A 26,707-nucleotide genomic window follows, 5' to 3' on the forward strand; every position below is an offset into this window, starting at 1 on the left:
TTGTTGAGAGCTAGTAATTTTTCCCACTCTCTAACTTCCCAACTTCTAAATTGTACCTCAATAAGCTTATAGTTATTCGTGTCCGTTTAAATACTCATTAAGCACCTCTCTAGCATAATAATAAGCTCTTTGTTTACAGCGCAGCCAAACAATGATAAGTACAATACATAAGAATAGGTAGTGTTGCCAATGCCCGTAATGTGCATACAGCATCACACATAAAATTAACAACAAAGTGGTGAGCAATACTCTTGCAAAGGCATAGTTCGCACTAAATTCATTGATTCTAGAATCTTTGTGACCATTAGCATAACGTATCGCTAATGCGTATAGCGCATCATTGCTAACATTTTCGGTATGCCAGTGTTTTGCTAAAATAGATTTTACTTTCTCAGCTTCATAAAATGGAACTTTCCAAACGCTTTTTCCATTTAGTAATCGTTCCGATGGTTTACCGCCCCAAGTAAAATAATACACGCCCTCCAACCAACTACTTAAGGCACTCACTACAAATCCTATCAAAAAAGCAATGGCTGTATAAGCTACGATATAATCTTTTTGATAGGGGATATCTAAAAAAATAAAAAGCGCTATCAGCAACAAAAAGCCCGGTAGTAAGGCCGATAATATTTCGTATGGTTTAAAAGTCATAAGTATAGAGAAACAAATTTATAGATAATTTTTTAAGGATACTTATAACAAAGGGGAATTGATCGCTTTATTTTCACGATTATGAACTGCAACAAACTTCTAGCTTAATGCTTTTTACTTTAAACTTCAAACTTAAATCCAAATTCCATATCTTCATAAACAAAAGAACCACAGATAAATAGAAGCGGTATGAAAGAAGAGATCATTAACTTTTGGAAAGTAACCACAAGCTTAATGGAAAACTTACCAAGAACCAACAATAGCATGCTCGAAAACGTAGAATATTTCGAACGCATGAACGAGATGCTGGAAGAAATACATCCTTCGCTGGGCGCCATGATCCAATCCAGACCAGATACCGAAACAACCATACTCACCATCACCGTAGAAGGCGATCCAGATGCCTATTGGTATGTCCCCATCATTGCCGAAGATGCCCCCGTTATAGAAGGCCTCATCATCCAGGTGCTATTTTCCCCAATGGACCGCGAAGACCTGCTCAGAGACCAACCGTTTATTTTAGATGACCTCCGCATACAAATGAACCATATAGAATTCATTTTTATTCGCAACTTAGACGGTACCAAAAAAGGATTCCTCATCCTACGCTTTCCCGAATTCCAATATCTCAAAGACCATCCCTATCTATACCAAGCCCTCCATTTCATAACCCTCAACATCATCGGCGAACACCTGTTCCATCAATACATAGACACCATCTATCCAGACGGCGAACTGGAAGGATTCGAAGACTTCACCTTCGTACACGTCTCCGAAATGCACTGCTACTTCGATTGCATCATAGAACTAGAAGACTAAAGAAAACCTTCCCCTCGTGAAAGGCACCAGGGGTGTGTCAAAACCAAAATCCAAAAGAAGTCACAATCACTTCCCCTCTTGAGAGGGGCCAGGGGTGTGTCAAAACGCAATACCAAAAGAAGCACCAAACCTTCCCCTCTTGAGAGGGGCTAGGGGTGTGTTAAAACGTAAAGCTTATACTATTCAAAACTTCTAATTTTCCACTTCTAAATTCGTACTTCAAATGGGGTGTGTCCCAACGTAAACACTACTAAATCTACAACCGCTCACCAATACCCTCCTCAAATTTCAATATAAAATCCTCAATCCGATACAGCACCGATTCAAACTCATTCCAAACTTCATCATCCGTAAACCGTAATACCGAAAGACCAACAGCCTCAAGAGCTTGTTGCTTTTTCACATCCTTCAAATAAGTTTCTTCCAATTGGTGAGAATACCCATCTACTTCAATGACAAGGGCAAGTTCATAACAGTAAAAATCAGCAATGTAGTCGAGTAGAGGCTTTTGCCTGTGAAAATCATAACCATAGAATTGTTTTCGCTTCAACCGATTCCAAAGTTTTATTTCAGTACGGGTGCTGTTATTCCGAAGTTCCTTGGCTAAAGCAGTCAACTTAGGATTGTATGGAATAATCTTTCGTTTCATAACAATTCCAGTTTTCTTTAAAATTACAAAATATTACAGCCACTCTAACTTCCCCTCTTGAAAGGCACCAGCGGTGTGTCCAAACGCAATACCAAAAGAAGCACCAAACCTTCCCCTCTTGAGAGGGGCCAGGGGTGTGTTAAAACGGTCAGCTTGAACTATCCAAAACTTCTAACTTCCCAATTTCTAAATTTTTACTTCTGTTGGGGTGTGTCAAAACGCAAAGCTTGAACTGCGCAAAACTTCCATCCATCATCTAAAACATAAAAACAATTCTCTAAAGAGTGGAAGTAGGTAGCTAAAAAATCAAACGTTATAACATAACAACCCTTGTTTTTACTATATTTGTCAGTATTCAACCCATAGTAAATAACAAAAAAATAAATCAATGTTTCCTTTAACCGAACTGATAGAACAAAAGCATCAAAGACTTAAAACTTTTGAAGCAAAGCAGGAACAATTAATACAACAATCTGAAAAAGGAGCCAAGACCCAACTGAAAAGGAATATCAACAGTACATATCATATTATAAAATACATAGTAATCATAGCCATAGCGCTCACATTATTAGTAGCAGGTATATTTTTAATTTCAAAACCCGGTACACTGTTAGAAGACCAGAATGTAAAAACAATCTTAGTTAACGGTACAAAACAAGAATACGCCATCACCACAGGTAAAACCTTAAAAGAAGCTTTAATAATTTTATATGAAGACGAAGGCCAATTAAGCATAGAGGAAATCACATCAGCGTTAAACAAAGCTTTAGACCATACCATTGAAAAACAATTAAAGAAAAATATTGTCTTAACAGGACTATTATTGGCATGTATGGCCTTGTTTTTTATGTACATAGCAAGACTAACTAGAAAAATCTTTAAGCGTAATAAATCCCTACGAAAAAAAGAAATACTATTTCAAGAACTTATATCCACTTATAAAGATATGATAGAAGAAGAAAACAATGAACTAAAAAATCTTCAGGAGCTAGAAAACAAACAAGCATATAGTTAGAAAAACCTTTAACACTTCATTCTAAAAATCCATCACCCCGAACCCATACGTCATCCTGAACTAGTTTCAGGATCTTACTAAGAGAAGAGCAGGATCTGCCTAAAATACTCCAAGCAAAATCACATCAGAGTGAGTAAAGCGTAGCGCTTTGGTGACTGTCTACCAGCGATAGTGAATGAGATCAAACGTAAAGAAACAGTTCAGTGAACTGTTTCAGTGCAGAGGCTAGATGGCGGGCTGGCATAAGTGCATTGCAAGGCAATAAGCATGGAGCTTCGAGAATGAGCGGTGCGCGAGGCAATCGCCTTTAGACAGTCTTGATCTTTTGGTTCGTTTTGTATCAAGAACTGCGTAGCACATCATGAGTACCTTTAAAAACAATAGAAGTTTACGAATAAAAGAAATGAATAACCCTGAAAGGGTAATACACAGCGGCTATACTCAAACTCACTCATAAAACACCATAAAACCAAATAAAAACCGTAAACCTTTCACTTTAAACTTTTTACAGCAACAAAAAAAAAGCCCCCTTTCTACAACAGAAAGAGGACTCTTTAAAAACCAAAAAGGAAAACACACTACTCAACTTGAACAATCGTCAAAGCAGCCGAATCCGCACCAATAAGTTGCTTAAATCCGTTCACTTCCAGATAAAACAAAATTTGCAATACATAAAAGCGGGTTTGTCCTCCGGTAGGCAAACTCGTCGGAGTCAGCGTAACCGTAGTAGTAGTGTCATCAAAAGGCAAATACACAGAGTTACTACTGCTATGTTCCTCTAGCAGTTCGGGTCCATCCAAATTCATAACCACCAACCTAAACTGCAGATGCGTAGCAGCAGAAGGTTTAATCACTGCATCAGCAGGTACCAAATCAGTAATGGTAAGTACACCCGTGGCTTCATCAATAGCAAAAGGTGTTTCAAATACATCATAGACCGAACTTCTTCCGTAAAAGTCAAAACCATGTAGCAACGCTTTTCCGGCATTTCCGCTCAATCCATTGGTAACGTTACGTGATCCTAGCGGACTGGTAGTGTCAAGATTCTTTACCTGATTCAGGATTTTGTTCAGGCGTTGTACCCCTCGTGTGGCCTTCACTCGGTTAAGCTCTAGCTTTACACCGCTACGTAATAGAGCGCCATACTTGGAGTACAAACTCAGTTCCTGTTGCAGCAATCGAATGTAATCAAAATTGCTGTTGCCTTCCATTTTATCCTTGTCAAGATTACTGCGTGAACGACTGGTACGTCCGTTCTGCCCTTCAGAATAAGTAACACCATCAATGCTACCTCTCAATCGAATAATTCCCTGGTTCTTTGCCATGGCTTATAAAATTTAAAGATTAATAATGCCGCAATATAAAAAGCTAAATCGCACATTCATAATACGTTACCAGCTTTTGAAGGTTTTTGATGGTTTTGGTCACTTTTTGTCGGTTTTTACCGGTCGGAAATACGAACAAAGTGGGCAATCATCTGATATACAGCAAAATAATTGAGTAAAAATTTGGTGATTTAATTTTTTTTATTCAATTTAGCAATGTGATAATAATTTAAGAGGGGTTTTCTGTAACTAGGAATGGTAGTTTGAAAAGCGATAGGAAATCCCTTGATAAATAGAAACAAGGCTACCCCAAAAATTAGTTCGTGAAAAGAAGAAATAGAACAAAAAAAGTACGTAGATAAACAAACGGCAACCAGAAATATTCACGACTAGAACAATGGTGTTCCACGACGTCCCCACGATACACCCACGACAAAAGCCGACCGTTTCACGACAATCCCCCGACAAGTTCACGACAATCCCCCGACAAAATGCCGACTGCCGGTCGACGATTCCCTATGAATCCCCCGACAATTCCCCGAGGCAATCACAGAGCATCGACATACCATCCACGATGCAACCACGACCATTCCACGTGGTAAGTGAAAAGGAGCAAAACTCACGAGCAAGATAGACCATACTTGCCACTATATATTGAACATAAATTGTAATTTTTAAAACCGTTGATCATGTTAAAACTCAACCGAATTTTTGTCACTACCAAAGACGTAATGACACTTACAGGAACTGGAGAAGCAACCAGCAGAAAACTAATTAAAAAAATCAGAAACCATTATCAAAAAGAAGCGCACCATGCCATCACCTTTGATGAATTTTACCGGTACCACGGCATCCCAAAACCACCCACAGGAAACCCGGATAACTTCAAACCCATCCGATAACCCACTCCCAAACCAACCCTTCCAATCCCATAGCACCCAACCCCCACGTCATCCCAAACTCATCGTCATCCTGAACTCGTTTCAGGATCTCACCAATCAAAGCACAACATCCCATGAAAACATCCTACATCTATATCCTCACCAACAAAAACAAAACCACTTTATACATAGGCGTAACCTCCAATCTCAAACACCGGATAGACCAACACAACAAAAAACGCGGGGCCATATTCACAACAAAATACAACCTCACAGAATTAATCTACGTCGAAGAATTCAACGAGATTGAACAAGCCATAAGAAGAGAAAAACAACTTAAAAACTGGAGAAGAGAATGGAAATGGAATCTCATCAAACAAAAGAACCCAAACCTAGAAACCATCTACATAGAATAACCATCACCCAAACCCCACGTCACCCCAAACCCCACGTCATCCTGAACTTGTTTCAGGATCTCATTAGAAGAAACGATAACCCCATGTCACCATGAACTCATTTCACTATATAACTGATTAAATAATCTAAAAAACACTAAGCGAAATCACATCCGAGTGAAGTTTACCTCCCTTTTTTCAGAATATATCCGAGCAAAGCTCCGAGATTCAGGAGCGGTTGAGCGACGCAGGATAGAGCGTAAAGAAACAGTTCAGTGAACTGTTTTAGCGAAGAGGCCATCAGGCGCTTCGGCAAAATGTATTTAAAATACTTCTACGTCATCCTGAATCCAACGTCATCCTGAACTCGCTTCAGGATCTCACTACGAATAGAGCTGAGTCGAAAGACAATACATTCATAACAAAACGGCTTCGGTACACTTTGCTCCATTACATTCAACAAACCACTCAGCCACCGAAAGCGAATAGCTATAAACCGTCATCTTGAACCACACGTCATCCTGAACTCGTTTCAGGATCTTACTAAGAGAAGAGCAGGATCTGCTTAAAATACTCCAAGCAAAATCACATCAGAGTAATTAAAGAGTAGCGCTTTGGTGACTGTCTACCAGCGATAGTGAATGAAATCAAATATAAACACACCCGAGTGAAGCTTCAATCGGCCTACGAAGAGATTTTTCAACCACATAGTAAAAATTACATCAGAGTGAGTAAAGCGCAGCGTTTTATGACTGTCTACCAGCGATAGTGAATGAAGAAGCGGAAGTGCATTGCAAGGCAATAAGCATGGAGCTTCGAGAATGAACGGTGCGCGAGGCAATCGCCTTTAGACAGTCTTGAAATCGAAGATTCATGAATACCTCATAAAACAATATAATTGAATGAATATTTTTTGGTTACTTTTTTATCAAGAACTGCGAAGCACATCATGAGTTCATTAAAGACAATAAATAAACAACGAATAAAAAAGTAGCAACCCGTTAGGGTAAAACTTGGCGCTTATACCCAAACCTTTATTCTCAAAAATACACACCCCGAATCCCACGTCATCCTGAACTCGTTTCAGGATCTCTCCAATCGAAAGGCAACATCCCACAACAAAAAAACTGCAGCAGTGGTACACATTTAAAGATCCCCCAACCCTTAATTTACCAAAATTGGCACCAACTGCTACAGCAGCAGCAAAGGTAAGCGGAGTAAGCGTGATGGAATTACGGTTTTCCGTAACGGAAGTGAAATAAACCCAAAAGAAAATACAGAAGGTTTAGAATCAGATCAATCCCAAGTCTTTAGACACAGCAATTAATTGAACCGCATTAGCCGATTTTAGCATGATCTTTAATTTGTTGATACGCTTTTCAATGGCACTTAAACTATGAGGCTGAATGTTCTTCGCTTTAAATTCTCTACTAATCTCAGTCTGACTCAAGCCTTGAGCCAAATGGGCTAAAAGCGCTATATCAAAGTCTTCAATATTCAAATCGTTCTGCGGATGCAGGGCATGGGCTACTTGTGGTGAAACATACGTTTCCCCGCGCCATAAGCTTTCAAGAGCAGTTTGCAGTTCTTGTATCCCATGACGTCCTTTACATACATAAGCCTGAATACCTACTTCTTGTACCAATCGTTTCACACGTTGGTTGCGGTCTTCTATAGAATATGCAATGATCTGTACCTCCGGAAAAGCGGCTTTCACAGCACGTATAAGTGCTTCGCCATCGGTAAGTTGTTGTGATCGGTGATCGGTCTTAAAAGAAAGATCGGTAATAAGTACCTCAAAAGGTACTGCATCCATGTGTGCTTTTTTCAAACGGAGCATAGCATCGTCACAATACTGTACGTGTTGTATTTGCGGAATGCCCAAAGTGTTCAATAGATACTGAACGCCTTCGGTAATGCTGTGCAAGTCTTCTGCTATGAGTATTTTCTGGAACATAGGCCTATAGGATCATCGTGGCTTGGAAGCCTTTATCTTTTGCTGTGGTAAAGGTAAGGCTTCCGTTCAAAGCTCGGATACGGTTTTCCGCATGCTGTAAACCACTTTTAGAAAGGGTATCAGTTCCTACGCCATTATCAGTATAAGTCACATAAAGCTTTTTACCTTTCATGGTAAAGGAGAGCTTTACAAGTGTAGCCTTACTGTGTTTGCGCATATTGGTCATAAATTCTTGAAGTACTCGGTACAGACATATTTTTCGGGCTTCGGAGAGTTCTTCCCAGGCAATGGTAGTCATTCCGGTACTCACCAATATAAGCTCGGGTGCTTGGTAGCTGTGCAACAGGTCTTGCAATGCTTCTTGAAAGTGTCCATCGGTTACAATACTACTATGGGCTTTGGAGATATTTCTACTGCGTTGATAAATACCATCTAGCTGGGTAAGCAATTGATCTTGGTCTACCACGCTGTATGTTACTTTCTGCATGGTTTGGTAAATATCATTGGCGATCTCGTCATGTATTTGTTTCCCAATTCGGGTTTCGGTGGCATAAATGGCTTGCTGCGCTTTTCGCTTTCGATAATTACGGTAAAGCCATAGTCCGCCAGCAAAGAGGAGTAGGGTAATGCCGGCTACCAATTGCCAAATAATGGTATGTTGGGTTGCTACTTGCCGTTCTAGTTCACTTTGTTGGTATTTAAGGTGATTAGCTTCTGCAAGTTGATGTTCTTTACGGTAATTGTATTTGTAAGCAACATATTTTTCGGCTTGTAGTTGAATGGCATGGTCTATACTGTCTTTCATTCGTAAATAGTCGGTAGCATATTCCGTGGCTCCCAAACTGATGAGCAATTGATATATTTCCAAAAGCTCTTCTTGAAAGGCATGCGTTTCAGCAATGGCCAATGCTTGGCTTGCATAGTACAAGGCTTTCGAGTGTTGTCCAAAGGTTTGATAATATATTGCCAGATGGTAATAGCTACTGTAGATACCGGTGGCATAGTTCAGTTGGGTTCTTAAGTCCAATCCACGCTGTAAATAGGATAGGGCATGGGCATCGTGTTGAAGGGTGAGCGTCTTGCCCAAATTGTCTAGTGCGCGGGCATAGTCTTTGGTATCGGCAATGCTGTCGATACGGCTGAGCAGGTCTTCAAATAGCGAAATAGCTTTTGGATAGTTACCGGCTTCCACATATACGTTGGCTACATTGTTTTGTATAGTTTGAAGGTGATCTGGCTTGGTACTGAAAGAACGACTCTTTTCATAATAGCTACGGGCTTCTTCAAATTGGTCGCGTTCTTTGTAAATGATCCCTAACTGATTATACAAACCGGTTAGGGATTCGTAAGTGGCTTCGTTCTCCGGAAGCATCCGCAATGCTTGCAATACAGTGGCTTCACTCTCAAAATACAGTCCGAGCTTACTTTGCAAACTGGCAATATATCGGTAAAGGTACACTTGATCTTTAAGTTCCTGCCGGGCATTGGCAAACACCAGTTCTTGCTCAAAGGCCTTTAGGGCTTCAAAATAATTGTTTTGATCATAATAGAAACGTGCTTTTCGGCGAAGGGCATATTGTAAAGCGCTTGTATCCTGTAGGCTTTCGCTCAGTTGATAGTACTGTGAAAAGGAAGCCTCTAGTACATCAGGGAAAGACTGTTTAGTAGCATAATGAAATTGATATCGATAGGCTCTTTGAAGGGTTAGGGAATCATGTTGTTCCTTTGCTTCAGCCACTACGGTTTGCAACGCTTGCTGAATTTCTTCCGCAGTATGTGCTTTGCGCCAGCTTTGATCAAAAACAGCAGGGGTAGAAATTCCTTCTTGAGCTTGCATCCCAAATAGAAGGCTTAAGAAGAGTACTGCGATGCTAACAAACCGTTTATTGATGTTCATAGGGCTAAAATACAAACTTTTTATACAGACGGAAGCAATTTAGGGTCTAACTTATGAGCATGTAAAAAAGAAGTACTAGTAGTATAGCATACGGTATATTTACCTTAATTTTGAGGTTTTTGACGAACAATTAGAACTCATACCTATGCTTATTATAGAGTCGCCTTCAAACAATGCATATTTCAATATAGCTACAGAAGAATATTTACTATCCAAATTCCCAACGGAAGATATTTTCTTATTGTACATCAATGCTCCTTCGATCATAGTTGGAAAGTTTCAAAATACATTGGCAGAGATCAATCTGGAATATGTAAAGGAAAAGGATATTAAAGTAGTGCGTAGAATGAGCGGTGGCGGAACGGTATACCACGATATGGGAAACTTGAACTTCTCTTTTCATACCCAATTAAACACCAGTGAGTTTATGGACTTTAGTACGTTTACAGAGCCGGTGGTTCGTTTGTTGCAATCGTTAAACGTTCCTGCTAAATTGGAAGGTAGAAACGATTTATTGGTAGACGGAAAGAAGTTCAGCGGAAATGCAAAATTAGGGCGCCAGGGAAAAATGATTCAGCATGGTACTATTTTAATAGATTCTGAAATGAGTGTTTTAGGCGATGTCTTAAAAATAAACCCTTTGAAGTACAAGGATAAAGCGGTAAAGTCAAACCGTGCCAGAGTGACTAATTTAATTCATTACCTTCCGGAAGGCACTACAACAGAGTCTTTCAAAACATTATTGATAGCAGCAATTGAGCAAGACAATCCGGGGAGCCGGCGCTATTCGTTAACACAAGAGGATATTGAAGCTATTGAAGTCTTAGTATTAGAAAAATACGATACTTGGGATTGGAACTTTGGCTTTTCTCCGAAATACAATTTTCAACAGGCAGTTAAAATTCCGGCGGGCTTTATTGAAGTGCATTTGGAAGTAGCGAAGGGAGGCATCATTGAAAAAGCCAAGATTTTTGGTGATTTCTTTGCCGAAAAGCCTATTGAAGACTTAGAAAACATGCTCATAAATAAAAAACATGATGTGCAGATGCTTACAGAACTCTTTGAGGCTATAGACGTAACCCTGTACTTTGGAAAAGTGACCAAAGAGGAACTGCTAACTGTTTTTATCTAAACTTTGTTGAATGAACGCGCAACATTCCATAGCGGCTTCCAAATTAAAACGCCATAAGATTGCGTTTACAATGACTCCAAATCAAATAGTATTGGGAAAGTCAAAACTCGATATACTCACGATAGTTGGTTTGGTGATATTTCCAATAGTTTCCTTCTTTGTCATAGTTTATTTTGCTTGGCAAGCAAGTGCAGATGCGGTTTTACTAAAGATGGAAATAGTAAGTGCGCTTTTTTTTATGTTGACATCAGCTTTTCTGACCTACCAGCGGTTGCTAGCCAAAAAACGAAGTAATGGAAAGGTAAAGGTCATTCGTCAACATGCCATAGAAATTCAAACAGCAAACCGTACACAAGTTTATGACCGAACAAACATTGCCCAAATTTTAGTAGAGGTGAACGAACTAGATCAGTTTAGCTATGAGGGACTTTTGGTATTGGTAGACCGCAATCATCAACGGCATGAATTGTTAGGGTTTCAGGATGAACAGGAAAAATATGTGAAAGATGATATAGAATTCTTTGCAGAATTTCTGGAATCTCGTTTACAACTTCAAAAATAGCGGATACAAAAAATCCCCTCCAATTAGGAAGGGATGGTGTTTATAGTAAAAACTGTTTAGTTTTCTTCGGCGTAAGCTTGCAAAGAGGCTACATATCCTCTAAGGTCTTGCTTGTTTCCTTTATTGTCCGGTTCGGCAATCAAGTTCAATACATACAGCATACTTTCTGAAGGATCAAAGTCTTCCGTTGTGCTTGTTTCTTCTTCAAATCCTTCGATAGGCTCTTCTTCCGGAATTGGAATATCAAACTTATCATAGGTTTCTATATGTTCAAACAACAAACGAATGGTCTTCGCTAAAAGTGGTTGTTGCTCTTCTACCGCGTAAGGTCTTAGACTTTTTAGATCTTCTACAATAGTATTGGTGATGATACCATTGCGCTCCACATCATCGATGAGCTTGTTAAGGAGTTTTATTGCTTTACGATTCTTCAAAATGAATGTTTTTAGTATTGCTACAAAGTTAACAGTTTGCTGCTTTTTTAAGAACGTGTTTCTTACTTTTTTTTAACAACAAAAGTAAAATAGGGTATAGACCACAAATAAGACTAATATTTTGTACCTTTCAAAAGAGCATTACAGCTAATAATAATGGAATGTTAAACCACACTTAAACATTTCTAAAAAAGTTGATGCAGCCCTGTATTCATAGTACTTTTATTGTAGAAATAAAAAACAAAAAGATACTATGGATTATTTAAAATTAGATAAAGAAAAAACTGCTAAAACCGTTTTTGAATTCAACGTTTTATTGGCAGACTATCACATGTATTACCAAAAAATTCGTAACTTTCACTGGAATGTTCTTGGACATAACTTCTTTGATTTACATGAACAGTTCGAAGAAATGTACACGGATGCTCAGGTAAAAATAGATGAAATTGCAGAGCGTATTTTAGCATTGGAATACCAACCGGTAAGTAATTATACCGAATACTTAGAAATTTCTAACTTAAAAGAGTCTCCATCTGATTTAAAGGATGTTGAAATGGTAAAAACCTTGTTAGAAGATCAAACTACGGTAATTGCTCAGATGCGTAAAACGCTTAACAAAGCAGATGATAACAACGATGAAGGTTCCATCGATTTATTAGGAGCTTATATTCGTGAGTTAGAAAAAACATCATGGATGTTAAATGTTTGGTTAAAGAAAACCACACAGACATTAGAGAAAAAAGAAATGCATTAATTTGCATTGTACATACACCATGTAGTGAAGCTATTGGGAGTTCTCAGGTTCGCAGCTATAAATCACCAATACTTCAGGGTAGTCACATTTAGGGAATTTATTAATTACAGAATAAATTTGGGCTACACTTCATGGTTACCACCAAAACTATTCTTCACTCCACGGGGAATAGTTTTTTTATATACTGATTTTTTACTGTACTTTTAAAACTGACTAACAACTCCAACTCTTTCTATATATGTTTTATCAAGAAGAAACCACAGAAGAAATTAACGAGCAATTTAAAACAGCTTGGGATAAGATGGTAACTAAACTAGGTGACTGGTTTGATGCTATTGTCGTAAATCTTCCTAATTTCATATTGGCAATATTGGTCTTTGTGGCTGCATTCTTGCTCTCTGGTTATATAAGCAAATTTACACTTCGCTTATTGCACAAGACCAAAATGCAACGGTCTATAAAGATCATGATTTCTAAAATAGTATCTGTTATGGTCATCCTCATTGGTATGATACTGGCGTTGGGAATTATGAACTTAAGTAAAGTTCTAACTACCATATTAGCAGGTGCGGGAGTTGCCGGTTTAGCAGTTGGTTTGGCGTTGCAAGGTACTCTAAGCAATACTTTTTCAGGAATCATGCTTTCAGTAGTGGATAATATTAAAATTGGTGATTGGGTGGAAACCAATGGCTATACTGGAGAAGTTTTAGATATCGATTTAAGAAATACAACCATTCGCCAAGTTGATAATAAACTAGTGTATGTGCCAAACCGATTGGTAGTGGAAAACAGTCTTAAGAACTATAGTACAAATTCTCAAGCCAGAGTGATTCTTACTTGTGGAGTTGGGTATGAAAGTAATCTGGAAATGGTACGGGAAGTAACCATTAAAGTAGCTAAAGAATTATCTAAAGATAGCGGTAGAGAAAATGAAGTTCAATTCTTCTACACAGAGTTTGGAGATAGTTCTATCAATTATGAGTTGCGCTTTTGGGTCAATGCTGCGAAACTAATCAATATTCGTGAAGCAAAGGGAGAAGCGATAATGAAGATCAAAAAAGCATACGATCAGCATAACATCAACATTCCATTCCCAATACGTACCATCAATTTTACAAACCCTATGACGGTACAAGAAAAGGGCAGTGCAAAAAATTCAGATAGTGAATAGTGTAACATATCGAAGAGATAACGACTGATAAAGTGTTCAATCAAAAATAAATAGACATGAATTACGCTTTAAAAGAAGATAATCAAACATTGGTATTAACACATTTGAGTCAGCTACTAGATTATGTAACTGGTTTTGGTGGACTTATTGCACCACTAGTGATTTGGCTTACTCAAAAAGACAAAATATATGGGATGGATCATCATGGAAAAATGATCCTAAATTTCCAATTGAGTATCTTGGTATATACAATAGCAAGTATTCCGTTGATGGTCATTACACTAGGCTTAGGTGTTATACTACCTATTGCTATTGCCATTCTAGGGTTTATCATGCCAATAGTGAATGCTATCAAGGTAAATAGGGGACAAGAACCTAGTTATCCGTTGAGCATTCAGTTCATAAAATAAAAGAATCATACATTATAAATGAATACCGAACACAAATTCAACATAGCTGTATTGATCGATGGTGACAATGCACAAGCAAAATTGATTAAAGAAGTTATAGAAGAAGCCTCTAAATATGGAAAAGCAACCATTCGCCGTATTTATGGCGACTGGACTTCTCACCACATGAACAGTTGGAAGAGTACCATCAATCAGCATTCCATAAGTCCAATTCAAAAATTCTCTTATACTACCGGAAAAAACTCTACCGATAGTTCCATGATTATTGACGCAATGGACATTCTACACAGCGATCGTATTGAAGGATTCTGTATTGTTTCTAGTGATAGTGATTATACAGGGTTGGCCAAACGTATTCGCGAAGAAGGATTATTTGTGATGGGAATAGGCGAGAAGAAAACCCCGCAGGCTTTTGTAAAATCTTGTGAAGTATTCACGTATACTGAAAACTTAGTGCAACATTTGGAAGAGGATGTTCCGGAAGTAGAACGTACAAAGAATTCCAAGTCAAAAGCAACAAATACCATACAAGTAACTCCAAAACAAAAGTTTGTGAAATTGTCTAAAGAAGATGCCGCTACCATAAATAAAGCATTTCAAATTTCTTTAAATGATTCTGAAGACGAAGCACATTTATCAAAAGTAGGGGCAAACATTCGTAAAATAGATCCTGGTTTTGATGCTAGAGCTTATGGATATAGTAACTTAACCAAGTTATTTGCTAATTTGGAAAAATATACCGTATTGAAAAACGTAGTTGGCGGATTAAACCATCCGCTAGTGAAAATGAAATAAACGATTTTCTAGTTTGCAAAGAAAAAGCCCTGATCTGGTACAAGTGACCATTCAGGGCTTTTTAAATGAATTATAAAGTTGTATTGGGAATTCCCAATGCTCTTCAATCTACCAATGCTTCTTGGTTTCTAAACACCAATTCATCATTAAAGGCATCAATGAGAATCACACTTTCAGTTGTGATGGAGCCTTTCAGAATTTCTTTAGAGAGAGCATTCAACACTTCTCTCTGAATCACTCGTTTTACAGGTCTACCACCAAACTGTGGATCGTATCCTCTAACGGATAAGAAATCAATTGCTTCTTCCGTAGCATCAAGTGTAATGTTTTGTTTTGCTAACATTTTACCAACTGCTTTCAATTGTAAACGTACAATTGACTTAATATCGGCGTTTGTCAACGGAGCAAACATCACAATGTCATCAATACGGTTTAAGAATTCAGGGCGAACTGTTTGTTTTAGTAAGCCTAATACTTCTGTTTTCGCAATTTCTGTAGCCGCCTGAACATCCTTCGTAGCTTCAAATTTCTCTTGGATGATGTGACTTCCCATATTACTTGTCATGATTATGATGGTATTTTTAAAGTCGGCCACACGTCCTTTATTATCAGTTAATCTACCTTCATCCAATACTTGTAAAAGAATATTGAAGGTGTCCGGATGTGCTTTTTCAATCTCATCTAGCAAGACTACAGAATATGGTTTTCTACGCACAGCTTCTGTTAATTGTCCACCTTCATCATAACCCACGTATCCCGGAGGCGCACCTACCAATCTACTTACACTGTGACGTTCTTGGTATTCACTCATATCGATTCGTGTCATGGCATTTTCATCATCAAATAAATACTCTGCCAGGGCTTTTGCCAACTCGGTTTTACCAACTCCAGTTGTCCCAAGGAATAGGAAAGAACCAATTGGTCTTTTCGCATCTTGCAAACCGGCACGACTACGTCGAATAGCATCGGAAACCGCAGCGATAGCTTCTTCTTGACCTACCACACGATGGTGTAATTCATCTTCTAATCGCAATAGTTTTTCACGTTCGCTTTGTAACATTTTTGTTACCGGTATGCCAGTCCATTTAGCCACAACTTCAGCGATATCATCATTGGTAACTTCTTCCTTTATAAGCGAATTAGCTTCTTTTGCTTCAAGTTCTTGTTGAAGTGTATCTAATTGCTCCTGAGCTTCTTTGATTTTACCATAACGCAGCTCAGCCACCTTACCATAATCACCATCACGCTCGGCTCTTTCAGCTTCTAATTTGTATTGTTCAATAGCTTCTTTGGCAGCCTGTACTTTATCAACTACATCTTTTTCAGATTGCCATTTTGCATAGATAGTGTTTCGATCTTCTTTAAGATTCGCTAAGTCAGCATTTAAAGATTTCAGTTTTACTTCATCATTTTCACGCTTGATAGCTTCAATCTCAATTTCTAACTGCATGATCTTTCTGTCCAGCACGTCCAATTCTTCAGGCTTGCTGTTGATTTCCATACGCAATTTAGAAGCAGCTTCATCCATTAAGTCAATCGCTTTATCTGGTAAAAAACGATTGGTAATATAGCGTTGTGATAACTCAACCGCCGCAATAATTGCTTCGTCTTTAATACGTACTTTATGGTGTGCCTCGTATTTCTCTTTGATACCACGGAGGATGGAAATAGCACTTTCAGTATCGGGTTCGTTCACCTGTACCTTTTGAAATCTACGTTCCAATGCTTTATCTTTTTCAAAATACTTTTGGTATTCATCTAAAGTTGTAGCACCAATAGCTCTCAACTCTCCACGTGCTAGCGCAGGTTTTAAGATGTTTGCAGCATCCATAGCACCTTGTCCGCCACCAGCACCTACCAAGGTGTGGATCTCGTCTATAAATAGCACAATATCACCTTCGGCACTAGTAACTTCTTTTACAACTGCTTTTAATCGTTCTTCAAACTCCCCTTTGTATTTGGCTCCGGCAATCAATGCACCCATATCCAAGGAGTAAATTACCTTATCTTTTAAATTTTCAGGAACGTCACCTTGTACAATACGGTGTGCTAATCCCTCTGCAATGGCTGTTTTACCTACACCAGGTTCCCCAATTAGCATAGGATTGTTTTTGGTTCTACGCGATAAAATCTGCAGAATTCTACGGATTTCTTCATCACGACCAATGACAGGATCTAACTTTCCAGACTCCGCCAAATCATTTAAATTCTTAGCGTATTTGTTTAAAGAGTTGTAGGTTTCTTCGGCACTTTGGGAAGTAACTTTTTCTCCGTTGCGTAACTCTTTAATGGCAGCTGTTAAATCCTTTTCATTTACACCTTGATCTTTTAAAATCTGTGCAATCTTACTTTTCGATTTAAAAATAGCAATCAAAATATGTTCAATAGAGACATATTCGTCTCCCATTTTCTTAGCAATCGCAGATGCCTCATTCAAACTTTTACCGGCTTCACGAGACAACATAATATCTACACCGCTAACTTTTGAAAAACTTTGTAGTGTACTATCTACTATTTGATGTAACAACTGAACATTCACATTCAGTTTTTTTAATAAAAATGGAAGTACATTTTCGTCTACTTCAGCAATAGCCTTGAAAATGTGTTCATTTTCAATCTGCTGATGTCCATAACCTTGCGCAATTTGCTGCGCCTGTTGAATGGCCTCTTGTGATTTAATTGTGAAATTATTGAAGTTCATAGCTTTTATATCTTTCTTATTTTATTTATACTTTTGCAGAGTGAATAGCAATTGCTGTTCCAAAGGAATAAAAAGACAAAAAGTCAGTATTGATACGGTTTTTAGCAGACATTTTGTCTTTCTATCGGTATTATAAAGGTACTTAACATACGAACAATATGGGTATATTTAACAGCATTTTTGGTAAAGGAGGGAATGAAAGTAAAACTGATTTCCCATGGAATGAATTAAATTCAATAGAACAGCTTGATACAATTGCCGCACAAAGCAGTTCAGAAACAGTGGCTATTTTTAAACACAGTACATCTTGTGGAATTAGTGCAATGGTAAAGCGCAGTTTTGAAAATGAAAGTAATGCTGAAAGCGGTGTGAAATTATATTATTTAGATTTATTGGCTAACAGACCAATTTCTAATGCTGTGGCAGAAAAATTTATGGTAGTACATCAAAGTCCGCAATTGATTGTTTTGAAAAATGGAGAAGTGGTGGCAGAAGCTTCACACGGAGCTATCAACGATGTGATTTTAGAACAGTTTGCTTAAATAGAAAATCAATAGAACCAAAAAGCACTCCAATTGGAGTGCTTTTTTATAAGGAATATCTCGTGATCACCTTTTTTAATTGTTGCTTAATATCTTCACCAGCATCATAAATCATTTGTTCGTCTGAAGGAAAATCCAAGGCTCTTTCAGACAACAAATCATCAAAATCCTCAGACAGTGCTCTTTTATCACCTTTATATTTTCCGTACCTATTTTCAAAAATAAATTCACTCTGCAATGGATAGTTGTCTATCAATTGATTAGTGGTTAAATCAAACAAAGTAGCATAAGCCTTTATTTTTGCTTGTTTCCGCTGCATAAATTGATAAAAAGTAGCAACCACAGTAGTGTAATTATCTACTTTAATAGCGTTGCCCAAGCTGTCTTTCACCTTGTTTCCGTTATCATCGTACACATATTTTTCGCCATCTTTCACTTGTTTTTCTTTAATAATTTCTTTCTCTTTTACAATTTCTGGTGAAATATTTAACTCTGTAAAATTTAGTTGTAGTTCATAATCATACAACTCACTAGTTGCTATATCATTATAAAAAATAACCCAGTCAGAACTTACTCCGTAAGTGCTAAAATTTAATAAATCATCTTCTAGTTGGTATGGAATTACCATTTCTGTAGAATTAAACAATTGAATTGCTACGTGAACTGTGCCCTTTTCTTTAGCTTCTTGCAGTAAAGCTATCGTCTCTGAATAATTTGGTTGTAATTCCTGAATATAACTTAATTCATTAAAAATAGCTCGGTATTCTTGTTTTGTATGGTCTTCAACTAATGCTTCACTAGCATTTTGATACAAATAAGCAACTAAATCTCTTTTTACATTCAACAAATCGTCCGTGTAATCAACCATTTTAATAGCTACCTGTCTTGACTTTTTTTCGAAATGTAAAGGCAAAATGGGTTTTAAATTTTCTTGTCTGGCAATTAACTGCTCGTATAAATGATAAATGGTCTCATAATTAGCTGGATTTGCATCTTTTTTCAACAGAATAATTCTGTCCTTATCTTTAGAAACTGCTTTTTGAAATGCTTCTTCTAACAAAAGAATATATTCATCTGCATTTCTTCGATCTTTGTTATTTCTAAGCTTATCTAAAGCGGTTTGAATTGCTACATCATAATTACCATTCAGTAATGCTGATTCGGTTTTTTTAACGCCGCTACAAGCTGTAAATAAACAAATTAATAGTATTAAAGTAATTTTTTTCATAAGCGAAAGTTTGTTGTTACAATACGCTAAACAAGGATAATGCCAGTACTTATGCGCAAACGTATTAAAAAAATCTTAAAAAATTTAGTCCTCTTTTTTTCTTATGAAAAATGACGGATACCGTTTGTTAATTAGTTTTTAATAAATTGAAAATAAATCTAGGTGCAGATGTGTTTTTGAAAAACATCTTTTTAGTACTTTTGCTTTTTATTAAATACACGAAATCAAATACTCATGCAACGCGACGAACAGATTTTTGAACTTATTGAGGCTGAAAAAGACAGACAAATTCACGGATTAGAACTGATTGCTTCTGAAAACTTTGTAAGCGAACAAGTAATGGAGGCTGCGGGCTCTATTTTAACCAACAAATACGCAGAAGGATATCCTGGAAAGCGCTATTATGGTGGATGTGAAGTAGTAGATGAAATAGAAACCATTGCTATTGAACGTGCTAAAGCATTGTTTGGTGCTACATACGCAAACGTACAACCACACAGTGGATCGCAGGCTAACACAGCTGTTTTTGCTGCTTGTTTGAAGCCAGGTGATAAAATCTTAGGATTCGATCTTTCTCACGGAGGACACCTTACACACGGTTCGCCAGTAAACTTTTCTGGTAAATTATACAATCCTGTATTTTATGGAGTAGAGCAGGAGACTGGTATGTTGAACTACGATAAAATCGAAGCGATTGCTAAAGAAGAAAAACCACAATTAATTATTGCTGGTGCTTCTGCATATTCAAGAGATATCGATTTTAAAAGATTTAGAGAAATTGCTGATGCAGTAGGTGCTATTTTAATGGCCGATATTTCGCACCCAGCGGGTCTCATCGCAAAAGGTATCTTGAACGATCCAATTCCTTACTGTCACGTAGTAACTACTACAACGCACAAAACGTTGAGAGGACCAAGAGGAGGAATGATTTTAATGGGAGAAGATTTTGACAACCCATTCGGATTAAAAACGCCAAAAGGAGTCGTTCGTAAAATGTCTTCTTTGTTTGATAGTGCTGTTTTTCCAGGAAACCAAGGTGGACCATTAGAGCACATTATTGCTGCAAAAGCAATTGCTTTTGGAGAAGCATTGTCTGATGAATTTATGACCTATATGCTACAAGTAAAGAAAAACGCAGCTACTTTAGCTGAAGAACTTGTTGCTAAAGGATACAACATTATTTCTGGTGGAACTGACAATCACATGATGTTGATAGACCTTAGAAATAAAGATATTACAGGAAAAGCAGCTGAAGAAGCTTTAGGTAAGGCAGATATCACTGTAAACAAAAACATGGTCCCTTTTGATGATAAGAGTCCGTTTGTAACCAGCGGTATTCGTATTGGAGCTGCAGCTGTAACTTCTAGAGGATGTAAAGAAGACGATATGAAAACGATTGTTGCTTATATTGATGAAGCATTGATGAATGCCGATAATGAAGAAGCTTTAGAAGCCGTAGCTATTAAAGTAAATGCTTTGATGAGCGAAAAACCATTGTTTACATTCTAAGAAATTTTAGAGAATATTATAAACGAAAAAATCCGGCTGCTATAGCCGGATTTTTTTATGACGTATTTTGATATATTATTTAGCTAAATATCCACCATCAATTGGGTAGTAAGCTCCTGTGGCAAAAGAAGCTTTGTCGCTTGCCAACCATAAGAAAAGTTCAGCAACTTCTTTTGGTTGTCCCAAACGCTCCATGGCATGCATATTTGCCAATGCATTATACGCTTCATCACTTAAAGATGATTTTACAAGTGGAGTTTCTATAAAAGCAGGTCCTACTGCGTTGACACGTACACCTTTTGTAGCATATTCTAGTCCTGCATTTTTTGTAAGTCCAACTACACCATGTTTTGCGGCTACATAAGCAGATGAGTTCGCAAAACCAACAGCTCCTAAAATAGAAGCAACGTTGATGATAGACCCACCGCCATTTTTCACCATAGCAGGAATTTGATAACGTAATCCGTAGAACACTCCGTTTAAGTTGATGTTGATTACTTTGTTCCAAGCATCAATATCATATTCTCCAACCGCTTGTGTAGGTCCACCAATACCTGCATTGTTTACGGCTACATCAAGTTTTCCAAAAGATTCAATAGCTTTGTTTACAGTAGTTTCAGAATCTTCAACTTTAGAAGTATCTGCTTTTACAAAAATAGCTTCACCACCAGTAGCTTTAATTTCTTCAACAACTTTGTTTCCGTTTTCTTCGTTAATGTCGGTTACCACTACTTTAGCTCCATTTTCAGCAAAAAGTAGGGCAGTGCTTTTACCAATACCAGAACCGGCACCGGTAACTATAGCAACTTTATCTTGTAATAAACTCATAATAATTTAATTGATTTTAATATGGAATAAAATTACAGATAATACTTCCCATTGCTTCTTATAGATATCATAAAGAATGTGGGGAGTCACTATAAATGAGTATAGTAACTTGTTTGAAGTTAATCTTCCCAAACGGTAGATTCATATGCTCCCATATCTGGTGCAGAAACAGATCGTGTAGTTCCTAAAATATCCACAGGGACAACCCCAGAAGTGGCACTTGCCGTACCATTTGCAGGTGACTCGTCACTAATATGAAAATCACTGCCATCTGTATCTAAAAAGATAGGTGCTTCATTTCGGATGATACTCGTATAGAGATCTGTATTTTCAAAATCATACAATTCTTCATCATAACTTCCGTAAGGATTAAATCGAATTAAAGAATTGGATACTGAATAATTAAAAGCAGCTTCTTCTGTATAAGCTAGTCCAAACTCCACGTTGTTGCTACCATAAATGATACTGTTGTAGAAGTCGCAATGATCTAAATCTTGTACAATGGCTGAGCCGTCTTCTAGGATCAAATAATTGGTTACCATTACCGCTGGATCACCGCGATATCCGTTTTGCCAATAGTTTGCAAATGTACAATGTTTAAAGGTATAGTTACCGCCATAACTACAGAATAGCGCATTGACACCAGCATTACCAATTACTAGGTTTTCAGCTGCAATATGTCCGGTTTGCGACCAAAGTCCGTAAGAAGCACTATTATGAATTTGCGAATTATTGATAGACAACGTAACATCATTTCCATCATTGCTATCCATAAGCAAACCTACAGAGGCATTTCTTATCGTTAAGTGATTGATATAATGATTGGTACTTCCTGCAGTAAGCCAAATAGTTCCCCATTGCCCGGGAACATCTGCATAATCTGGTTCCAATCGGTCACCTTCAAAAATAACTTCGTTTTCTAATAGTTCGACATCTGTACTTACATCACCATTTACTTGTAAACTAGCTTCATCACCTACAATAATTCCTGAATCTGCATGAAAGTGAACGCGAGTACCGGCATCCATAGTTAAGGTTTTATTAGAAGCCACTGCCGCATACCCATAAATAACATAAGGTTTTTCATTGGTGAAATGCAGTTCATCATCGTCTAGAACAAAGCCGTAGATATCTGAGGCATCTTCACCGGTACCGAGTGTTAGTACTTCGGTAGTTCCATCAGCATATCTATTTGGATACAGAAAAACTGCATCTTGAACTAAGGTGACCAATTCAACTTTTTGAAGGTTACTTTCGGTATCAAATTCAATGGCGTCGGTATACAAATATTGTGTTTCAGTAGCGGTAAGTTCTGTAATATCCACAGTGGTTTCCACAAAAATGAACATACTGTCTTTTGCTAACAATTCTACATTGTTAAACTCTTTACCAGCCATACCATCTACATTCAATCTAAACTTAGAACTAGCTCCTTCGCCTAAGCGAACCGTAGGAATCTCAATATTATTATCACTACGATTATAGACTTTTAGCGTATAGGTACTAGAACCGATATCTGTAAAAACGGTGTCTAAATAAATCGTGTCTTTTGAAAACTCTAAAGCTCCTGTAGAAGGTGTGAATTCAAAGTCTTTGCGGCACGAAGAAATACAGATAGTGGCTATGACCAAGCCTAAAATAGTAATGATTTTTTTCATAGAATAGGTTGTATGCGCAATGAGAACGTAAAAATAGACATTATGGTGTGCAAACCAATGTTTTACCAGTCTTTTTAATTGATTTTAGGAAACGAATAAATCTTTAATTTCTTGTGGAATTCGGGTTGGCCTTTTAGTAGCGATGGTTAATAAACACCATTCTGTGTTTGCTGTTAGAATAAGCTTTTCATTCTTATAGATTTCTACCTTTCGGTTTGAAATAACTCCATGGTTATCTTCTATGTAAGTTTTAAGCAACAGTTTATCTCCAAGAACACTTTCTCCTTTGTAATAAATATGATGTGCTGCAACAACCCAAATGTATTGTTCTGCAAAATCCTTTGGAGCAACAGCATTCCAGTGCTTGGTAGCTATATCTTGAATCCATTGTACATACACTACATTGTTTACATGGTTTAGCGCATCTAAATGTTCTTTAGTAACGGTAAGCGTACTTTCAAAAAACTTCATAATTTATTTAGGTTCAAAAGTAACTTCAAACATTTTATCCCAATTTTTACCGGTGATAAAGAATGTTTTTGTTTTAGGATTGTACGCAATTCCATTTAATACATCCAATTTATTGTGTTGTGTAACCTTTTCTTTTAGCCCACGGCAATCTACAACTCCTTTAATAGCTCCCGAAGTAGGATCGATAATCATAATACCATCGTGGGTGTAGCTATTTGCGTAAATAAGCCCATCTACATATTCAAGTTCATTTGCTTTGGAATAGATAGCTTTATTGGTAACCAATTGAAAATTTGAATTTTCCTCTAATGTTTCTGTATTCAGTGTCCAAATTTTCTCTGAACCATCACTTTTAAATAATGTTTTACCATTATTACACAATCCCCAACCTTCTTTGCTTTCTTCGAATCTAAAATCTTTCAATTTCTCAAAAGAATTGACATCATATACAAAACCAAGCATACTCTGCCAGGTAAGCATGTAGATTTTATCATTTAATATTGTAATTCCTTCACCAAAGTACGTTGGGTCCAAATCTATCTTTTGTAAAACTTCACCAGTTTTATAATCGGTTTTTCGTAAAGATGATTTTCCTCTCAATCCGGTACTTTCATATAAAGTATCTTTGTAAAATTCTAAGCCTTGTGTATATGCTTCAATATCGTGAGGATATTCTTTTAAAATTTTCACATTATAAATAGTAGGAGCTTCATCAGCATAAATTTTAATGTTCTGGGAAAGCGATTCTGTTTTGTCTTCAGAATTTATAACTGCTCTAAAGTTTTGGCTTCCTAGTGGTATATCTTTCAATATAATTTGACCATTTTCCTCAGGAACTTTAGTTTCTCCTATGTAATAAGAAATTTGTGAAGTAGAACGACCATCTGCGTTTTTCAAGTTGAATTTTAGGGTATCGTTCACCTTAAATTCTTTGTTTTTACTCGTTATTTCGACAGAAAAATTATTTTTTTTATTACTTTTTTTTCCTCCGCATGAGAGCACTGTTGCAGATAAGCTTATGACTGCCAAATATTTATATAAATTCATCACTTTTCTTAGTATTTACGGCAAGTTAGAGAATTTAATTTATACCTAGAAATGGTTGTCTGAAAATAAAAAGATTGTATATTTGCACCCGGCAAGTCCTTCACGACCAGCTCCTGCAGAATCCCCCAGGGTGGGAACGCAGCAAGGGTATGTGGTTGTAGCGGTGCGATGAAGGTAGCTTGCCTTTTTTTGTACCCGTATTTCAACATTACTTTTTCCAATTTATCCTGTATTTTTTTGTTTCTTTGTAAAGAACCTAAAACCATAAAATCAATGCCAAAAGTGGTATTTATTACAGGAGCGTCTTCAGGAATTGGTAAAGCTGTTGGCACTTTCTTAAAAACTAAAAACTATATCGTTTACGGAACTAGCAGAAATCCTTCAAGAATCACTGATTCTCCTTTTCCTTTGGTTGCTTTAGATGTTAGATATACTACAAGTATTCAAACTGCTATTCAAACTGTATTAGAAAAAGAAAAAAGAATTGATGTACTCATCAATAATGCTGGAGTAGGAATTACAGGTCCACTTGAAGAAATTCCCGCAGAAGAAATAAAAAACAATTTTGAAACCAACCTTTTTGGTCCCATTGAGGTAATGAAGGCTGTTTTACCAGCTATGCGTGCTCAAAAAGGTGGAACCATTATTAATGTAACTTCTATAGCTGGTTATATGGGTTTACCGTTTAGAAGTGTTTATTCTGCTAGTAAAGGAGCATTAGAATTGGTTACGGAAGCACTTAGAATGGAGGTAAAACCGTTCAATATTCAAATTACGAATGTAGCTCCAGGTGATTTTGCCACCAATATTGCTTCGGGAAGATACCATGCTCCTTTGGTGAAAGGTTCTGCTTATGAAGATACCTATGGTTATTCTTTGGAAACAATGGATGCTCATGTGGATGGCGGTAGTGATCCAAATGACATGGCAAAAGCTATTTTGGAAGTTATTGAAACCGAAAAGCCAAAAATTCATTATAAAGTAGGAGCACCGCTACAAAAATTCTCCATTGTATTAAAAAGAATTTTACCAGATAAAATTTATGAAAAAATGCTTATGAATCATTATAAATTATAAATTTGTAAATGTACTTTTTACACTTATAAAAACTTTTGTATACATTTAAGATTTTAAATATCTTATAATCATATATAAAACATAACTTTGAAACAAAAATAGAGACAATGAAATTTTTTATTGACACTGCAAACTTAGATCAAATCAAAGAAGCTCAAGATTTAGGAGTTTTAGATGGCGTTACTACAAACCCATCGTTAATGGCTAAAGAAGGAATTACAGGAAAAGAAAATATCTTAAAACATTACGTTGACATTTGTGATATTGTTGACGGAGATGTTTCTGCTGAAGTAATTGCTACCGATTTTGAAAACATGGTAAAAGAGGGTGAAGAACTTGCTGCTCTTAGCGATCAAATCGTTGTGAAATTACCAATGATCAAAGATGGTGTAAAAGCTTGTAAATATTTTACTGATAAAGGAATTAAAACTAACGTTACATTAGTATTTAGTGCAGGGCAAGCTTTGTTAGCGGCTAAAGCTGGTGCAACGTACGTTTCTCCTTTCTTAGGAAGATTAGATGATATTTCTACAGATGGTTTAAACCTTATCGAGGAAATTAGACATATCTATGATAATTATGGTTTTGAAACTCAAATTTTATCAGCTTCTGTACGTCACACAATGCACGTAATTAACTGTGCTAAAATTGGTTCTGACGTTATGACTGGGCCATTATCATCTATCACTGGATTATTGAAACACCCACTTACAGATATCGGTTTAGAAAAATTCTTAGCTGATTATAAAAAAGGGAACGAGTAGTAAATCACTCGTAACAACATAAACTTTCATTGATG

Annotated in this window: 26 protein-coding genes and 1 other RNA gene; 15 read left to right on the forward strand and 12 right to left on the reverse strand. The window is 37.0% G+C overall.

Annotation, left to right across the window (positions count from 1 at the left end; genetic code table 11):
- Positions 1–72 precede the first annotated feature (72 nt).
- Positions 73–651 (reverse strand): hypothetical protein, encoded by a 579-nt coding sequence (locus tag BM383_RS18835; protein ID WP_177229103.1) that lies wholly within the window; start codon positions 649–651, stop codon positions 73–75.
- 189 nt (positions 652–840) lie between these two features.
- Between BM383_RS18835 and BM383_RS09960 the strand changes: the two genes are divergently transcribed.
- Complete coding sequence (locus BM383_RS09960) at positions 841–1,470, forward strand: hypothetical protein (RefSeq protein ID WP_143106397.1); 630 nt, start codon at positions 841–843, stop codon at positions 1,468–1,470.
- A 256-nt stretch (positions 1,471–1,726) separates the two neighbouring features.
- Here the strand turns inward: BM383_RS09960 and BM383_RS09965 are convergent, their stop codons facing one another.
- Positions 1,727–2,119, reverse strand: coding sequence for an endonuclease domain-containing protein (locus BM383_RS09965; RefSeq protein ID WP_093024989.1), 393 nt, complete (start codon positions 2,117–2,119; stop codon positions 1,727–1,729).
- A gap of 388 nt (positions 2,120–2,507) precedes the next feature.
- On the opposite strand from BM383_RS09965, the gene BM383_RS09975 reads away from it, so the two are divergent.
- On the forward strand, positions 2,508–3,134 hold the full coding sequence (locus BM383_RS09975; RefSeq protein ID WP_093024991.1) for a hypothetical protein: 627 nt from the start codon (positions 2,508–2,510) through the stop codon (positions 3,132–3,134).
- A gap of 578 nt (positions 3,135–3,712) precedes the next feature.
- On the opposite strand, the gene BM383_RS09980 is transcribed toward BM383_RS09975, so the two are convergent.
- Entirely contained in the window at positions 3,713–4,459 is a 747-nt protein-coding gene (locus tag BM383_RS09980) for a hypothetical protein (RefSeq protein ID WP_093024992.1), read from the reverse strand.
- A gap of 689 nt (positions 4,460–5,148) precedes the next feature.
- Here BM383_RS09980 and BM383_RS09985 point away from each other — a divergent pair.
- Both BM383_RS09985 and BM383_RS09990 read left to right on the forward strand, forming a co-directional pair.
- Positions 5,149–5,361: a hypothetical protein gene (locus tag BM383_RS09985; RefSeq protein ID WP_093024993.1), complete on the forward strand. Its 213-nt coding sequence runs from the start codon at positions 5,149–5,151 to the stop codon at positions 5,359–5,361.
- A 113-nt stretch (positions 5,362–5,474) separates the two neighbouring features.
- Complete coding sequence (locus tag BM383_RS09990) at positions 5,475–5,756, forward strand: GIY-YIG nuclease family protein (RefSeq protein ID WP_093024994.1); 282 nt, start codon at positions 5,475–5,477, stop codon at positions 5,754–5,756.
- Between the two features lie 1,270 nt (positions 5,757–7,026).
- Here the strand turns inward: BM383_RS09990 and BM383_RS09995 are convergent.
- Together BM383_RS09995 and BM383_RS10000 are read right to left on the reverse strand one after the other, a co-directional pair.
- The gene (locus BM383_RS09995) at positions 7,027–7,692 is read right to left on the reverse strand and encodes a response regulator (protein WP_093024995.1); all 666 of its coding nucleotides are present in this window, start codon (positions 7,690–7,692) and stop codon (positions 7,027–7,029) included.
- 4 nt (positions 7,693–7,696) lie between these two features.
- Positions 7,697–9,589, reverse strand: coding sequence for a tetratricopeptide repeat-containing sensor histidine kinase (locus BM383_RS10000; RefSeq protein ID WP_093024996.1), 1,893 nt, complete (start codon positions 9,587–9,589; stop codon positions 7,697–7,699).
- 145 nt (positions 9,590–9,734) lie between these two features.
- Between BM383_RS10000 and BM383_RS10005 the strand changes: the two genes are divergently transcribed.
- Both BM383_RS10005 and BM383_RS10010 read left to right on the forward strand, forming a co-directional pair.
- Positions 9,735–10,721, forward strand: a complete 987-nt coding sequence (locus tag BM383_RS10005) for a lipoate--protein ligase (RefSeq protein ID WP_093024997.1) — start codon at positions 9,735–9,737, stop codon at positions 10,719–10,721.
- 10 nt (positions 10,722–10,731) lie between these two features.
- Positions 10,732–11,283 (forward strand): hypothetical protein, encoded by a 552-nt coding sequence (locus BM383_RS10010; RefSeq protein ID WP_093024998.1) that lies wholly within the window; start codon positions 10,732–10,734, stop codon positions 11,281–11,283.
- A 56-nt stretch (positions 11,284–11,339) separates the two neighbouring features.
- Here BM383_RS10010 and BM383_RS10015 read toward each other — a convergent pair whose 3' ends face one another.
- Positions 11,340–11,717: a hypothetical protein gene (locus BM383_RS10015; protein ID WP_093024999.1), complete on the reverse strand. Its 378-nt coding sequence runs from the start codon at positions 11,715–11,717 to the stop codon at positions 11,340–11,342.
- A 253-nt stretch (positions 11,718–11,970) separates the two neighbouring features.
- Here BM383_RS10015 and BM383_RS10020 point away from each other — a divergent pair, with 253 nt between their 5' ends.
- The 4 genes from BM383_RS10020 to BM383_RS10035 all read left to right on the forward strand — a co-directional run bounded on the left by BM383_RS10020 (position 11,971) and on the right by BM383_RS10035 (position 14,847).
- The gene (locus BM383_RS10020; protein ID WP_093025000.1) at positions 11,971–12,471 is read left to right on the forward strand and encodes a Dps family protein; all 501 of its coding nucleotides are present in this window, start codon (positions 11,971–11,973) and stop codon (positions 12,469–12,471) included.
- 238 nt (positions 12,472–12,709) lie between these two features.
- The gene (locus BM383_RS10025; RefSeq protein ID WP_093025001.1) at positions 12,710–13,642 is read left to right on the forward strand and encodes a mechanosensitive ion channel family protein; all 933 of its coding nucleotides are present in this window, start codon (positions 12,710–12,712) and stop codon (positions 13,640–13,642) included.
- A gap of 56 nt (positions 13,643–13,698) precedes the next feature.
- Positions 13,699–14,052 carry a DUF4870 domain-containing protein gene (locus tag BM383_RS10030; protein WP_093025002.1) on the forward strand — a complete coding sequence of 118 codons (354 nt, stop codon included), beginning with the start codon at positions 13,699–13,701 and terminating at the stop codon, positions 14,050–14,052.
- Positions 14,053–14,070: 18 nt separating this feature from the next.
- A complete protein-coding gene (locus tag BM383_RS10035; protein WP_093025003.1) occupies positions 14,071–14,847 on the forward strand; it encodes an NYN domain-containing protein in 777 nt (258 codons plus the stop codon).
- A 103-nt stretch (positions 14,848–14,950) separates the two neighbouring features.
- On the opposite strand, the gene clpB is transcribed toward BM383_RS10035, so the two are convergent.
- A complete protein-coding gene (gene clpB, locus BM383_RS10040) occupies positions 14,951–17,548 on the reverse strand; it encodes an ATP-dependent chaperone ClpB (protein WP_093025004.1) in 2,598 nt (865 codons plus the stop codon).
- A 158-nt stretch (positions 17,549–17,706) separates the two neighbouring features.
- On the opposite strand from clpB, the gene ytxJ reads away from it, so the two are divergent.
- Positions 17,707–18,090, forward strand: coding sequence for a bacillithiol system redox-active protein YtxJ (ytxJ, locus tag BM383_RS10045; RefSeq protein WP_093025005.1), 384 nt, complete (start codon positions 17,707–17,709; stop codon positions 18,088–18,090).
- Positions 18,091–18,136: 46 nt separating this feature from the next.
- On the opposite strand, the gene BM383_RS10050 is transcribed toward ytxJ, so the two are convergent.
- Positions 18,137–19,318 (reverse strand): hypothetical protein, encoded by a 1,182-nt coding sequence (locus tag BM383_RS10050; RefSeq protein WP_093025006.1) that lies wholly within the window; start codon positions 19,316–19,318, stop codon positions 18,137–18,139.
- A 234-nt stretch (positions 19,319–19,552) separates the two neighbouring features.
- On the opposite strand from BM383_RS10050, the gene glyA reads away from it, so the two are divergent.
- Positions 19,553–20,827, forward strand: a complete 1,275-nt coding sequence (gene glyA / locus BM383_RS10055; RefSeq protein ID WP_093025007.1) for a serine hydroxymethyltransferase — start codon at positions 19,553–19,555, stop codon at positions 20,825–20,827.
- A gap of 75 nt (positions 20,828–20,902) precedes the next feature.
- Here the strand turns inward: glyA and BM383_RS10060 are convergent, their stop codons facing one another.
- The 4 genes from BM383_RS10060 to BM383_RS10075 all read right to left on the reverse strand — a co-directional run bounded on the left by BM383_RS10060 (position 20,903) and on the right by BM383_RS10075 (position 24,705).
- Complete coding sequence (locus BM383_RS10060; RefSeq protein WP_093025008.1) at positions 20,903–21,655, reverse strand: SDR family NAD(P)-dependent oxidoreductase; 753 nt, start codon at positions 21,653–21,655, stop codon at positions 20,903–20,905.
- 119 nt (positions 21,656–21,774) lie between these two features.
- Positions 21,775–23,313, reverse strand: coding sequence for a right-handed parallel beta-helix repeat-containing protein (locus tag BM383_RS10065; protein WP_093025009.1), 1,539 nt, complete (start codon positions 23,311–23,313; stop codon positions 21,775–21,777).
- A gap of 84 nt (positions 23,314–23,397) precedes the next feature.
- Positions 23,398–23,784 carry an acyl-CoA thioesterase gene (locus tag BM383_RS10070; protein ID WP_093025010.1) on the reverse strand — a complete coding sequence of 129 codons (387 nt, stop codon included), beginning with the start codon at positions 23,782–23,784 and terminating at the stop codon, positions 23,398–23,400.
- A 3-nt stretch (positions 23,785–23,787) separates the two neighbouring features.
- The gene (locus BM383_RS10075) at positions 23,788–24,705 is read right to left on the reverse strand and encodes a glutaminyl-peptide cyclotransferase (protein WP_245766566.1); all 918 of its coding nucleotides are present in this window, start codon (positions 24,703–24,705) and stop codon (positions 23,788–23,790) included.
- A gap of 215 nt (positions 24,706–24,920) precedes the next feature.
- Between BM383_RS10075 and ffs the strand changes: the two genes are divergently transcribed.
- From ffs to fsa, 3 genes are all read left to right on the forward strand, one after another.
- An RNA gene (ffs, locus tag BM383_RS10080) (signal recognition particle sRNA small type) lies at positions 24,921–25,019 on the forward strand.
- 85 nt (positions 25,020–25,104) lie between these two features.
- Complete coding sequence (locus BM383_RS10085; RefSeq protein ID WP_093025066.1) at positions 25,105–25,908, forward strand: SDR family oxidoreductase; 804 nt, start codon at positions 25,105–25,107, stop codon at positions 25,906–25,908.
- A 107-nt stretch (positions 25,909–26,015) separates the two neighbouring features.
- A complete protein-coding gene (gene fsa, locus BM383_RS10090) occupies positions 26,016–26,672 on the forward strand; it encodes a fructose-6-phosphate aldolase (RefSeq protein WP_093025012.1) in 657 nt (218 codons plus the stop codon).
- The last annotated feature ends 35 nt before the right edge of the window (positions 26,673–26,707 follow it).

It is taken from the genome of Pustulibacterium marinum, from assembly GCF_900116665.1.
In the GTDB taxonomy this organism is placed as follows: domain Bacteria; phylum Bacteroidota; class Bacteroidia; order Flavobacteriales; family Flavobacteriaceae; genus Pustulibacterium; species Pustulibacterium marinum.